The sequence below is a fragment of the Pseudomonas imrae genome, assembly GCF_046352735.2.
GTDB classification, from domain to species: Bacteria; Pseudomonadota; Gammaproteobacteria; order Pseudomonadales; family Pseudomonadaceae; genus Aquipseudomonas; species Aquipseudomonas imrae.
Genome location: NZ_CP110853.2, coordinates 5399464 through 5412257 on the forward strand (window position 1 = coordinate 5399464; position 12794 = coordinate 5412257).

15 protein-coding genes are annotated in these 12794 nt (G+C 59.6%); 9 read left to right on the forward strand and 6 right to left on the reverse strand.

What is annotated here, in order from left to right; all coding sequences use genetic code 11:
- Positions 1 to 77 precede the first annotated feature (77 nt).
- The gene (locus tag OQ460_RS24740) at positions 78 to 446 is read left to right on the forward strand and encodes a glutamine synthetase (RefSeq protein WP_410019872.1); all 369 of its coding nucleotides are present in this window, start codon (positions 78 to 80) and stop codon (positions 444 to 446) included.
- Here the strand turns inward: OQ460_RS24740 and OQ460_RS24745 are convergent.
- A complete protein-coding gene (locus tag OQ460_RS24745) occupies positions 443 to 1642 on the reverse strand; it encodes an N-acetylmuramoyl-L-alanine amidase (RefSeq protein WP_410019873.1) in 1200 nt (399 codons plus the stop codon). The two genes, OQ460_RS24740 and OQ460_RS24745, sit on opposite strands and share 4 nt — an antisense overlap.
- A gap of 80 nt (positions 1643 to 1722) precedes the next feature.
- Between OQ460_RS24745 and folE2 the strand changes: the two genes are divergently transcribed.
- From folE2 to OQ460_RS24780, 7 genes are read left to right on the forward strand one after another with little or no spacing between them, the layout of a single operon-like run.
- Complete coding sequence (folE2, locus tag OQ460_RS24750; protein ID WP_410019874.1) at positions 1723 to 2619, forward strand: GTP cyclohydrolase FolE2; 897 nt, start codon at positions 1723 to 1725, stop codon at positions 2617 to 2619.
- Positions 2616 to 3284, forward strand: coding sequence for a metal ABC transporter ATP-binding protein (locus OQ460_RS24755; protein WP_410019875.1), 669 nt, complete (start codon positions 2616 to 2618; stop codon positions 3282 to 3284). Before folE2 ends, OQ460_RS24755 begins: the two co-directional genes overlap by 4 nt.
- Positions 3284 to 4150, forward strand: a complete 867-nt coding sequence (locus tag OQ460_RS24760) for a metal ABC transporter permease (RefSeq protein WP_410022100.1) — start codon at positions 3284 to 3286, stop codon at positions 4148 to 4150. Before OQ460_RS24755 ends, OQ460_RS24760 begins: the two co-directional genes overlap by 1 nt.
- Before the next feature lie 11 nt (positions 4151 to 4161).
- The gene (locus tag OQ460_RS24765) at positions 4162 to 5046 is read left to right on the forward strand and encodes a metal ABC transporter substrate-binding protein (RefSeq protein ID WP_410019876.1); all 885 of its coding nucleotides are present in this window, start codon (positions 4162 to 4164) and stop codon (positions 5044 to 5046) included.
- Complete coding sequence (gene hisI, locus OQ460_RS24770) at positions 5043 to 5468, forward strand: phosphoribosyl-AMP cyclohydrolase (protein ID WP_410019877.1); 426 nt, start codon at positions 5043 to 5045, stop codon at positions 5466 to 5468. Before OQ460_RS24765 ends, hisI begins: the two co-directional genes overlap by 4 nt.
- Positions 5465 to 6025, forward strand: a complete 561-nt coding sequence (locus OQ460_RS24775) for a DapH/DapD/GlmU-related protein (RefSeq protein ID WP_410019878.1) — start codon at positions 5465 to 5467, stop codon at positions 6023 to 6025. The genes hisI and OQ460_RS24775 overlap by 4 nt, the downstream gene beginning before the upstream one ends.
- A gap of 2 nt (positions 6026 to 6027) precedes the next feature.
- Positions 6028 to 7365, forward strand: a complete 1338-nt coding sequence (locus OQ460_RS24780) for a dihydroorotase (RefSeq protein WP_410019879.1) — start codon at positions 6028 to 6030, stop codon at positions 7363 to 7365.
- 31 nt (positions 7366 to 7396) lie between these two features.
- Here OQ460_RS24780 and OQ460_RS24785 read toward each other — a convergent pair whose 3' ends face one another.
- Positions 7397 to 7918, reverse strand: coding sequence for a DUF3617 domain-containing protein (locus OQ460_RS24785; RefSeq protein ID WP_410019880.1), 522 nt, complete (start codon positions 7916 to 7918; stop codon positions 7397 to 7399).
- 130 nt (positions 7919 to 8048) lie between these two features.
- Between OQ460_RS24785 and cls the strand changes: the two genes are divergently transcribed.
- Positions 8049 to 9488 (forward strand): cardiolipin synthase, encoded by a 1440-nt coding sequence (gene cls, locus OQ460_RS24790; RefSeq protein ID WP_410019881.1) that lies wholly within the window; start codon positions 8049 to 8051, stop codon positions 9486 to 9488.
- A gap of 48 nt (positions 9489 to 9536) precedes the next feature.
- Here the strand turns inward: cls and cfaB are convergent, their stop codons facing one another.
- The 4 genes from cfaB to OQ460_RS24810 all read right to left on the reverse strand — a co-directional run bounded on the left by cfaB (position 9537) and on the right by OQ460_RS24810 (position 12751).
- On the reverse strand, positions 9537 to 10721 hold the full coding sequence (gene cfaB, locus OQ460_RS24795; protein WP_410019882.1) for a C17 cyclopropane fatty acid synthase CfaB: 1185 nt from the start codon (positions 10719 to 10721) through the stop codon (positions 9537 to 9539).
- 87 nt (positions 10722 to 10808) lie between these two features.
- Positions 10809 to 11597 carry a putative DNA-binding domain-containing protein gene (locus tag OQ460_RS24800; protein ID WP_410019883.1) on the reverse strand — a complete coding sequence of 263 codons (789 nt, stop codon included), beginning with the start codon at positions 11595 to 11597 and terminating at the stop codon, positions 10809 to 10811.
- On the reverse strand, positions 11588 to 12433 hold the full coding sequence (locus OQ460_RS24805; RefSeq protein WP_410019884.1) for a DUF692 domain-containing protein: 846 nt from the start codon (positions 12431 to 12433) through the stop codon (positions 11588 to 11590). The genes OQ460_RS24800 and OQ460_RS24805 overlap by 10 nt, the downstream gene beginning before the upstream one ends.
- A gap of 63 nt (positions 12434 to 12496) precedes the next feature.
- Positions 12497 to 12751, reverse strand: coding sequence for a hypothetical protein (locus tag OQ460_RS24810; RefSeq protein ID WP_410019885.1), 255 nt, complete (start codon positions 12749 to 12751; stop codon positions 12497 to 12499).
- Between the last annotated feature and the right edge of the window lie 43 nt (positions 12752 to 12794).

A 12794-nucleotide genomic window follows, 5' to 3' on the forward strand; every position in this document is an offset into this window, starting at 1 on the left:
GCAAACAAGCCAACTTCCTCTTGCTCGTCACGACGAAGGGCGCAATGCTGAGGCCCTTCAATACTGCGGAAAACCCCATGAAATACCTGTTGTGCTGCCTGTTGCTGATAGCTGCGACCCAGGCCAGCGCCCAAATGCCCAGTCCGTTGGCCAACTGCACGCGCAGCGCCAACCTGCTGGCTTGTGTTGATGCCCAGGGCAATGCCTACAGCGTCGCAACGCTTGGCAACATCACGTATTTGCGGGGGTTCGAAGTGGTGGGCAAACGCTACTGGGCCCAGACCAACAGCCGCTACGGGCAACTGACATTCTTCACCGGGCTGGCCAGCGATGGTGAAGCGTGGGTCGGCTATACGCGGCGGGTGGGTTGGACCACGATCAACCGGTTTTCAAGCTCCGCAGGCGCCAGGGCCAAGTTCACTTGCAACCGTCTCTCCGGCTGTTAGGCCTGGGCTTTCTTCTGTTCCTGGACCCAGGCCATGTAGCTGTTGATCGGCGGATTGTTCTGAAAGTAGCGCTGCAAGCCTTCAAACAATCCATCCGCTACTGCCTTCTGATGGCGGGCAGTGACGAGCCGCTGGCTGTCGCGGGCGTTGGAGATGAACCCGGTTTCCACCAGGATTGACGGCACGTCCGGTGACTTGAGCACGGCGAATCCAGCCTGCTCCACGCGTTTTTGATGCAATGTGGTAATGCCCGCCAGGCTACCGAGAACGGTGTTGCCCAGTTGCAGGCTGGCAGCGATGGTAGCGTTCATCGACATATCGAGAATTACTCCAGCGAGCATCGGGTCTTTATCCGCGAGACTCAGCAAGCTGGTGGCGCCGAGCAAGTCAGCGCCGTTTTCCCGTTGCGCCATGAAACGCGCAGTCGCCGAGGTCGCACCGCCTTCGGACAAGGCATACACCGAGGCGCCGGAGGCAGTCAGCCTGGGCGCTGCATCGGCGTGTATTGAAATAAACATGTCGGCGCTGTGCTTGCGGGCAATCTCCACACGCTTGCGCAACGGCACGAAGAAATCAGCATTGCGTACCAATTTCACATCAAAGCCTTTCTCGCGCTTCAACCGCTTGGCCAGCAGTTGCGCGATAGACAGCACCACGTCCTTTTCTCGCTCACCCTTGGCCCCGACAGCGCCCGGGTCTTTGCCGCCGTGGCCGGGATCGACCACAACAATGATGTCGCGCCGGGGATGCGCCCGGTCCACCGGCGCGCTTGGCTTGGCGATCGACACCGGCGCCTGTGCGACGCTGGTCAGATCCAGTACCAATCGATGTCCTTGCCGTTCCTGGGGCGGCAAAAGAAAGCTGTTGAGCTGCATCGGCGCGGCAAGATCCAGCACGATCCGTGTGTCGCTCTTGCCCAGGTGGCCAGTACGAATGGAGGTAATGCCGCTGTTGGCCAGCGCCAGTTGGCCGAGATCACCGCTCAGAACCGCGCCGTTCAAATCGATGATCAATCGCTCGGGCGCGCTCAGGGAGAAGGTTTTGTAACTCACCGGCCCGCTGAGATCCAACACCAGCCGCAGTTTGTCCTCGGAACGCCACAAGCGAGCATTGCGAATCTGTGTTGCACAAGCCCCGAAAGGTAACGTGAACACCGCGCTGGCCAGCAACAGGTTGAGAAGTTGGCGTCTGTGCATGGAATACACCGCAGAAAATAATCGTCGATTGAATTGTTATAATATAACATGTACTTCTATTTTCAACGATGGACCCGCTCATGAACGCGCTGACTCTGCCAGATATCGCCGCGCAGGCTTCACGCCAAGCCTTGCCGCTCGACTGGGTGGGCATGTGCGGCATTGCACTGCCCATCCTGATCGACGGCCAGCACCTGAACGCAAAGATCGATGCAGGCGTGTCTCTAGACGATGGCGAGGCGCGAGGTATTCACATGTCGCGCTTGTACCTGGCGCTGGAAATGCTTGAGCAGGACGATTTGCGTCCCGCTCTTCTGCGGCGGGTATTGCAGCGCTTCCTTGATAGCCACACAGGCTTGTCGAGCAACGCCTACTTGCGGATCCACGCCGATCTGCTGCTTAAGCGTCCCGCACTGGTGAGCCCTTTATCCGGTTGGAAGAGCTACCCGATCAGTATCGAAGCCCGCCTGGAAAACCAGATGTTCCACGTGGAACTAAAAATCGACGTACTTTACTCCTCCACCTGCCCTTGCTCCGCTGCCCTCGCTCGACAGTTGATTCAGCAGCAATTTGTCGAGGATTTTGCCAACACCCCGTTGCACCACGCCGATGTCCTGACGTGGCTCGGCAGTGCAAAAGGCATCGTGGCCACGCCGCATAGCCAGCGCAGCAGCGCCCAGCTACATATTCATCTGAACAACCGGCAGCCCACGCTGCCGCTGGCAGACTTGATCAACGATGCCGAAGCTGCCCTCGGCACAGCCGTGCAAACCGCCGTAAAACGTGCCGACGAACAGGCCTTCGCCCTGGCCAACGGTCAGAACCTGATGTTTTGTGAAGACGCCGCTCGCCGTTTGAATTTCGCACTGAAACGTTCAGATGCGGTCAGCGCCTTTCACCTTAAAGTCATCCATGCCGAAAGCCTGCACGCACATGATGCCGTGGCCGAAAGCCGCTGGACGAGAGCAGCCCTATGATCAGTTGCACGCAGTTGCGCTGGGGTGCCCCAGGCCAACCGCTGACACCTGCTGTCGATATTGAGTTGGGCAAAGGCAGTCTCACCGGTGTTATCGGCGCCAACGGCTCGGGTAAAAGCAGCCTGTTGAAAGTTATCGCCGGGTTGCAAAAGCCCTTGGCCGGAACCGTCACGCTGGAGGTTTCGCGGCGCGGCGGCCTGTCGTTCCTGCCGCAACAGCAATTTCTGGATCGCCAGTTTCCCATCACCCTGCAAGAGTTGGTGGCCGCAGGATTCTGGAGTAGCCAACATTCACCTCAGCAGCGCCGCCAGCGCCTGCACGCAGCATTGCAAGCCTGGTGCCTGGACGGCCTGGAGCAACGGCCCTTGATGGCGCTGTCCGGGGGCGAATTGCAACGTGCCCTGCTCGCTCGTCTCAGCCTGACCGAGGCGCCGGTATTGCTGCTGGACGAACCCCACGCCGCCCTTGATGAAGGGGGTCAAGACCTGTTGTGGAAACACATCCACACCTGGCATGCCGAGGGGCGAACCCTGGTCGTGGTCTGCCATGACTTGGCCGCCGTGCGCCAACATCTGCCCCAGGTATTGCAGATAAAAAGCAGCGGCTGCGTGCTGGCGCCCAGTAAAGAGTTGATCCTCCAGCAACCTCAGATGCGGGTCGCATGATGCAGTTTGCGGCCCACCTCTGGATGCCCTTCCACGATTTTGTCTTCATGCGCCGCGCCCTGCTGGGTGGCCTGGTGCTGGCCTGCAGCACTGCGCCGCTGGGGGTGTTCTTGATCCTGCGACGCATGAGCCTGATCGGCGATGCCGTAGCGCATGGCATTCTGCCCGGCGCTGCGCTGGGCTTCTGGTTTGCTGGCCTGAGCCTGCCGGCGTTGACCCTTGGCGGCCTCGGCGCCGGCCTGAGCATGGCCGGCCTCGCCGCCTGGATCACCCGCCGGACCGGCCTGCGTGAAGATGCCAGCCTGGCCGCGATCTATCCGATTTCCCTGGCACTCGGCGTGCTCATCCTGGGCATGGCCGGCAAACGCCTGGACCTGCTGCATCTGTTGTTCGGCTCGGCGCTGGCAGTAGACGGGCCGACTCTGACGGGAATGCTTTGGGTTTGCGGTGTCAGCCTGTTGGCCATGGCATTGATCTACAAACCGCTGCTGCTGGACACCCTCGACCCACTCTTCCTGCAAACCGTCAGCCGGCTCGGCCCCCTGGCACACGGTTTGTTCCTGACCCTGGTTGTATTGAATCTAGTCATCGGTTTCCAGGCCATCGGAGCGTTGATGGTGGTCGGCCTGATGATGCTGCCAGCAGCCGCGTCCCGCTTCTGGAGCCGGCGCCTGCCTGCATTGATCGCCATATCGGCGGTGATGGGATGCCTGTCGGTATGGCTGGGTTTGTTGTTGTCGTTCTACTACTCGCTGCCCAGCGGCCCGGCGATCGTGCTGGTGGCTGGCAGTGGGTATCTGCTGTCTGTAGTTCTCGGCCCGGTGCATGGCTTGCTGCGCCGCCCACCCTTGCTTACATCCCAATGAGGTGTTTCCCGATGCGCACTTTCCTAGTGCTGTTCAGTGTGTTACTGCCGCTATCGTTCATGCCGGCCCAGGCCGCCGATAAGCTGCAAGTGGTGACCAGCTTCAGCATCCTGGCCGACATTACCCAACAGGTCGGCGGCGACCATATCCAGATCAGCAATATGGTCGGGCCGGACGCTGATGCACATACCTATGAACCATCTCCTGACGATGCCAAGTCACTGCTCAAGGCGCGTCTCATCATCAAGAACGGCCTCGGTTTCGAGCCGTGGCTGGAGCGTCTGGTCACCAGCACCGAAACCCGGGGCACGCTCGTCACCGCCAGCAAAGGCGTCATTGCCCGAACCCTGGAAGAAGACGGCGATACCATTCCCGACCCGCACGCCTGGCACAACCTGGCGAATGCCGAAATCTACGTAAACAACATCACCAAGGCACTGGTGGCCGCCGACCCCGCCAACCAGGCCGATTACCTGCGCAACAGCGAGACCTACCTGAAACAGATCTACCGCTTGCTGGCCGAGGCCAATGCCAAATTCAGCTCACTGCCGCCCGGCAACCACCGTATTGTCACGTCCCATGATGCTTTCGGTTATCTGGGCCAGGCCTACGGTATCGACTTCATTGCGCCGCAAGGCCTGTCCACCGAGCGCGAACCGTCGGCCGCCGAAGTGGCTGCGCTGATCACGCAGATCCGCAAGGACAAAGTCAAAGCGGTATTTATCGAGAACATCAAGGATTCACGCCTGCTCAAGCAGATTGCGCACGAAAGCGGCGCGCGGATCGGCGGCACTTTGTATTCGGATGCCCTGTCAGCCGAAGGTCCGGCAAGCACCTTCACTGGGTTGTTCGAGTACAACCTCAACACCTTGTACGACGCCTTGAGCCAGCCATGACGCTGACGATGCTCGATCTGGAAGCGGCCGCCCTGGGCGCCTGTTTTCCCCTCGATCCGATACTCGATGCCCTGGCGTGGAACAGCGCAGGCCTGATAGCGGCCATCGCTCAGCAGCACGGTAGCGGTGAGGTCTTGATGCTGGCCTGGATGAATCGCCAGGCCCTCGACGAGACCCTGGCTACCCGGCAAGTCTGCTACTGGTCACGCTCGCGCAAACAGCTCTGGCGCAAGGGCGAAAGCTCCGGTCACCGGCAACGGTTGATAGAAGCCCGCCTCGATTGCGACGGCGATGCCGTGTTGTTGATCGTCGACCAGCAGGGTCCGGCCTGCCATACCGGGCGCCCGAGCTGCTTCTACAACGCCATCGAAAACGACCAGATTCATATCATCACCGCCCCCCTCAAGGAGCCCGCCGCATGATCCGCAAGAACCCTTCCGGCGATCTGCCAGTGATTGCCGAGTCGGCCTATGTCGATAAAACCGCGATCATTTGCGGCAAAGTCGTCATTGGCGAGAACGTGTTTGTCGGCCCCTACGCCGTAATCCGCGCCGACGAGGTCGACGCCAATGGCGACATGGATCCCATCACCATCGGCGCCAATTCCAATATTCAGGACGGCGTGGTGATTCATTCAAAATCCGGTGCGGCGGTGACTATCGGTGAGTTCACCTCCATCGCCCACCGCTCCATCGTCCACGGTCCATGTACTGTCGGCGATCGCGTCTTTATCGGTTTCAACAGCGTGCTGTTCAATTGCGTGGTGGGCGATGGCTGCGTGGTGCGACACAACTCGGTCGTGGATGGCCGCGACCTGCCCGCGGCATTCTACGTACCTTCGACCACACGCATTGGTCCCAACACCGACCTGTCGCTCTATCCGCCTGTGAGCGTCAGCGCCTCGGAGTTTTCCGAAGATGTGGCCCGCACCAACGTCGACCTGGTGCGCGGCTACAAAGCCCTGCAAAACGAGTTCTGAGCATGAATAGCCTGCTTATTCGCAACGCCCGCCTGGTCAATGAAGGTCAGGAATTCGACGCCGACCTGCTGGTCGCCAACGGCCGCATCGAAAAAATCGCCCCCAGCATAGAGGGGCAAAACGCCCCCATCGAGATCGACGCCCAAGGCCAGTGGTTGCTGCCAGGGATGATCGACGACCAAGTGCATTTCCGGGAACCCGGTGCGCCGGACAAAGGAAGCCTCTACAGCGAATCCCGCGCAGCGGTGGCCGGCGGAATCACCAGTTTCATGGATATGCCCAATACCCAGCCAGCGACATTGACCCTTGAGGCCCTGGCCGACAAAAAGGCCCGGGCCGCTCGGTACTCGGCAGCCAACTATGGTTTCCACTTCGGTGTGAGCAACGATAACCTCGACATCGTCGCAGCGCTCGACCCGCGGAAAGTGGCCGGGGTCAAAGTCTTCATGGGTGCATCCACCGGCAATATGCTGGTGGACGACCCCCGGGTCCTGGAACGTCTGTTCGCGCAAGTGCCAACCATCCTGCTGGCCCACTGTGAGCACACACCGAGCATCCAGGCCAACGAACAACGGTTCAGCAACCGCTTCGGCGAAGCCATCCCCGCCGTCGCACACCCGCTGATCCGGGATGCCGAAGCCTGCTATCGATCTTCATCGCTGGCAGTAGAACTCGCCCGCCGTCATGGCACACGCCTGCATGTGTTGCACCTGACCAGCGCTCGGGAACTGGCGCTGTTGGAGGACAAACCTCTGGCGCAAAAACGCATCACCGCTGAAGTCTGCCTGCATCACTTGCTGTTCGATGATCGCGATTACGCGCGCCTGGGCCACCAGATCAAATGCAATCCGGCGATCAAGACCCGCGCTGATCGTGACGCGCTACGCCAGGCTTTGCTGAGTAACGTCCTGGATGTGATCGGCACTGACCATGCACCCCACACCTGGGCCCAAAAACAGCTGCCCTATCGCCAGGCGCCTTCCGGTCTGCCGTTGGTACAACACGCGCTGCCGGCGCTGCTGGAATTGGTGGCCGACGGCTTGCTGCCCCTGACAACCCTGGTTGCCAAGACCAGCCACCGGGTTGCAGACCTGTTCGCCATCCGCGACCGTGGTTATCTGCGCGAAGGTTATTGGGCCGATCTGGTGCTGATCAAACCCGAGCCCCACGGCAAGCCGGTGAGCAGCCAGCCGATCCTCGGCCGTTGCGGCTGGACACCGTTCGTCGAGCGCAGCTTTCGCCATAGCGTCAGTACGACGCTGGTTTCCGGCTGTTTGGCTTGGCATGAGGGGCAAGTGCAGGACAGTTGCCAAGGCCTGCCTCTGCACTTTCAGCGTTGATCTACGATGTTCCTGTGTAGGGCAACTGCTATCAGGCTCTTGGCTTGACGGCTCCGCAATCGCTGCCCAGCCATTGGGCATGCGTATCCAGGCTGCCGTTCTGCTGGACGCCCGTGGCATTGAAGGTACCGTTGACCGTTGTGGTGAAGACCTTCTGACTCTGGAAGGTCGCCACCCCGGTGCCCTGGGCTTTCGGGCAACTGAAGCGGAACTTCCACTGGTTGCCGGTCTTATCCGTCACTTCCTGTTTGCAACCCGATTGCGGGTCGGTCAAGGGGATCGAATCAGACGCCACCTGGGCCGGTGTCAGGCAGACCTGGACACCTTTGCCGGCCATGGTGATGCCTTGCTTTTCCAGCATCGCGCGCTGTTCCGGGGTCATCTGTTGTTTCAATTGCCCGAGAATCAGCGACAGGTCCGGCAAGTTCTGGTTATCGACTTTCATGTTGCTGGTAGTCAACTCCCACAACCCCGGCGCCAACATCTGCGCCTGTGCCGCCACAGGCAGCGCCAGACCAACAACCATGGCCAAACCAAGCAGACGAGCATTCATCGGGTAACTCCTGGGTAATTGTCGGCGTTAGACGCCGTAAAGCTGCCAGTGTTGCACGGCGAATAAAATAGCGACATTCGTCGCCGAACATGGTCTGTTAGGCATTGGATTGTCAGGAGTAACGTCGTCCATGGATTTTTTTGGCCCGCACCTGCTTGGCTACCTGATCGCAACCCTGCATTTTCTCGGTTCCCTTGCCGCCATCCATGCGGTGCTGACCGTCAGGACCGCTCAAGGCTCGATTGCCTGGGCACTGTCGTTGATGTTCATGCCTTACCTGACGTTGATTCCCTACCTGATCTTTGGTCGCAGCACGTTCGACGCCTATATCCAGGCCCGTCGCCAGGCCAATCAGGAAATGCACAAGGCAATTACCGAATTGAACTGGCGGCCCTGGGTCGAAGAAGCCCTGACCGCCCGCAACTCTCGTGCCTACGCGTCGCTGCGCGCCATGCCCAAGCTGGGGCGCATGCCGTGCCTGGCGAACAATCAGGTGCGCTTGCTGGTAAATGGCGACGCCACGTTCAGCGCGATCTTCGAGGCGGTCCGCTCGGCAAAGACAGCTGTGCTGATGCAGTTTTTTATCATCCATGACGACCAGCTCGGGCGCCAACTGGCAGATTTGCTCAAGGAAAAAGCCGCCCAGGGTGTAGCCATTTACGTCCTGTATGACCGCGTCGGCAGCCACTCCCTGCCCCATCGCTATGTGCAATCCCTGCGTGAATCCGGGGTGCAGATCAAGGCCTTTGCCACCCGCAGCGGATGGCTCAACCGCTTTCAGGTCAACTTTCGCAATCACCGCAAGATTGTCGTGGTGGACGGCGTTACCGGGTTTGTGGGCGGGCACAATGTGGGCGACGAATACATGGGCAAGAAACCGCCACTGGCACCGTGGCGCGACACCCACGTGCAAGTCAGCGGCCCGGTGGTGGCCTGCTTGCAAGAGTCGTTCGCAGAAGACTGGTTCTGGGCAGCACGGGAACTGCCGCCGTTGATCTTGCCCGACACCTATGCCGATGACGGTGTGCTCTGCCAGTTGCTGGCCAGTGGCCCGGCTGACGCGTACGAAACCTGCTCGCTGTTTTTCGTCGAAGCCATTCACGCAGCGACCGAGCGCGTGTGGATCACCAGCCCCTACTTCGTTCCGGATGAAGCCGTATTCGCCGCATTGAGGCTCGCCGTGTTGCGTGGGGTGGATGTACGCCTGCTGCTGCCTTCGCGAGCTGACCACCGCATTGTCTATGCCGCGTCCAGCCTGTATGCGATCGAAGCGGTGCGCGCAGGCGTGCGGGTGTTTCGTTATATACCCGGCTTTTTGCATCAGAAGGTAGTGCTGGTGGACAGCGAAATCAGCGCCATCGGCAGTGCGAATCTGGACAACCGCTCATTCCGGCTGAATTTTGAAGTGATGCTGCTGACGGTAGACCAGGCCTTCGCCAGCGAAGTGGAGCATATGTTGCTGGATGACTTCGCCCAGGCTCACGAAACCAGCCAGGAAGAAAGCCACCAGACCCGCCGCCTGCAACAACTGGGCATGCGCGTGGCGCGTTTGATTTCACCGATCCTATAAGTTGCGCCGCCCCAAAATGTGGGAGCAAGCCTGCTCCCACACAAGCCTTCAGCGGTACAGGTCTTCCCGTGTCCAGGGCAATTCATGGCTGCCATCAGCATGGGGTTTGACCGCCAGGATCTGATGCAAATTGATCCAGCCCCTGGCAAACGCATACGCACAGCCCGCCAGGTAAACGCGCCAGATGCGCAACGCTTGCTCCGGTACCATTTTTTTCGCCGCTTCCAGGTTGTCTTCCAGGCGCTCGCTCCAATGGTCCAGGGTGCGCGCGTAATGCAGGCGCAGGCTTTCCACATCGACCACTTCCAGGCCCACTTCGCTGATTTCGGCGCTGATCATCACCAGGTGCGGCAACTCACCGTTGGGGAACACATAGCGCTCGATAAACTCACCGGCGCCGCGCCCCACCGGACGGCCATCGGTGTGTTTGGCGGTAATCCCGTGGTTGAGCACCAGGCCGCCTTCGCGCACCGCACCGAACAACGTCTGGCAGTACTGCGCCAGGTTAGCGTGGCCGACGTGTTCAAACATGCCGACGCTGACGACCTTGTCGAACCGCCCGTCCTGCGGCAGGTCGCGGTAGTCGAGCAGTTGCAGTTCCACCTGATCCTCAAGGCCATCCTCGATTACCCGCGCCTTGGCCAGCTCCAGTTGTTCCTGGCTCAGGGTGATACCGAACACCTTGACGCCAAACTCCCGTGCGGCATAACGCGCCAACCCGCCCCAGCCGCAACCGACGTCCAACAGATACTCCCCGGGCTGCAGTCGCAATTTGCGGCACAAGTGACGGAATTTATCTTGTTGGGCCTGATCGAGGGATTCACTGCCGGTTTCGAAATAACCGCAGGAATAAGCCATGTCGCGGTCCAGCCACAGTTGGTAAAACTCGTTCGACAGATCGTAGTGATAGGAAATGGCCGCTGCGTCCGTGGCCTTGTCATGGACCGATCGAACCGGCGAAGTATCCTGGTCATCATCGACCAGCGCATGGCTCAGTTCATCACACAGCCGGATGACTTCGGCGATGGATCCTTCCAACTCCAACTTGCCCTCGACGAAGGCTTCGCCCAGTGAATTGAGTGTGGGGTGGGTCAGTTGCGCCACCATCACCGGATCCTTGACCACGATCGTGACGCTGGGCTCCGGGCCCAGGTTGAATTCATGGCCGTCCCAGAGTCGCAAACGCAGCGGAAGCTGAAGATTCTGTAAGGCCGGTGGAAGTTGCGCAAGCATGTGTAGTCCCCCTTTGTTTCAGACGTCTGAAAATGAGGGTAGACCATCCAAAGAAAAGTAGCAGGCTATCGATTTAATCGCCGATGTCTAAGACGCCCGGCGTTGCAGCAAACCGTCCTGAACCCATTGTTTCAACCACGTAGCAGCTTGCAGCGATGCACCCTCTTGATAAGTGACTGCCAATTCGGCGCACAGTTCTGAAAAAGTCCACGCGCTATCGACCATGCCAGCCAGCGCGTAAGCCTCTGCAGGTTCCAGGCTGCGGTAGCGACACACCTGCTGATCACGCCAGACCAGGCAAGCTTGCGCCAACGCCAACAGCTGGCTGCCGGGAAAATCTGTCTGATCCTTGACCGAACGCCAAATGGCCAGGCTGTTGAAACGGCAACACAATGATTGCACCGAAGGCACCCATTGCACCTGAAGCCCCGGCCACGCCTCAGGCGCTAGCGCTGCCATGTCAGCAAGTGTCAGCGGTTGGCCTGGCGGCGCATCAAACGCAAGCGTAAAAGCCCATTCAAGCCGTGCAAGCTCCACCAATGGCGCACTCTGCTGCGCGATCAGATGCTCAGCGATAAAGCCTGCAAAACGCTGCCCCAACCAGCGCAAGCTGAAATGCCCGGAGGGATAAACGCGCACATACGCCTGCACCAGCGCGATAAATTCTTCGTCTCCCAGCCAATGCCACACCGCCGGGAAATCCCCTTGCATCACCTCCAGCAAGCGGGCCCTGTAGGCGTTGTGATAAATCGCAAGCCCGGCGTCGACGTCCAGGCTTGGGCCACCGATCAAGCTCGTGCGCAGATCCTGGTTTACGCCGCTGTCTTCTGCCATCAAGTGCTGTTCGAACGCCAACTGCCAATCGATCAGGCGCATAACGACCTCCGCGCCAAGGCCATGGCGCCCAGCTCACGCGCCTTTTGCAGCTCTGCGAGCAGCTCGGAAAACGGCGGGAAATGGTCATCGCGTTCCAGCAGCGTCGACACTGGGCCAAGGTGTTCCAGTGTCTGTTGATAGAGCGTCCACACCGGATCGCACACCGGGTGATCATGGGTGTCGATCACGTAATCGCCATAATCCATATGCCCAGCCAGATGCAGTTGGCGAATACTGCGCGGCGCCAGGTTGCGAATAAACGTCCAGGCATCAAAGCCATGGTTTCGCGAGCTGACATACACATTGTTAACGTCCAGCAGCAGCTCGCAACCGCTGAGATGGCTCAAGGCGTTGAGAAATTCCCACTCGGTAAATTGATCAGCCCTGGAGCGCACATAGCTGGAGACGTTTTCCAGTACCAATGGCCGTTGCAGCACCTCTTGCACCTGCAACACGCGAGCGGCAACGTGATAAAGGCTTTCTTCGGTGTAAGGCAATGGCAGCAGGTCATGCAACTGGTGTGCATTGCCACGGCTCCAGCACAGGTGATCCGATACCCACGCCGGATTGACCCGGTCGGCCAGTTGCTTGAGTTGTTTGAGGTAGTCCTGGTCCAGCGCATGGGGGCCACCTATAGACAGTGACACGCCATGCATCACCAACGGGTAACGCTCGGCGATGGCGTCCAGGTAGTACAAGGCTTTGCCGCCTTGCACCAGGTAGTTCTCGGAGACTATTTCGAACCAGTCCACGGCCGGCGACTGTTCGAGAATCTCTTGATAATAAGTGCTGCGTAATCCCAGGCCGTAGCCCAGGCAAGGAACCGATGCAGACATGACAGACTCCAGGGCCAGTGTCCGCAGCGGCGTGCACACCGCTGCGAGATCACGTCTTCGTCGTTACTCGCCGACTTTACCGCCAGCTGCATCGCATGCAGCCTTGGTCATTGCCTTGAAGCCATGGCCCTTGCAGACCGCCTGGCCTTTGCAGGCGTTTTCGGCGGTCTTGCAATCGTTCATGCCTTTGCAGGACGTCACGCCGTAGCAATGCACTTTCGCTTCATCGGCTGCCTGTGCCTGAGTCGCGACACCTGCAAACATCGTGGCGGCAGCAATGGCCAGGGCGGCTCCGGAAACGGCGTTTTTGATGTTCATTGTTGTAGTCCTCATAGATCAATAGGATGCCGGCTGAACGGTT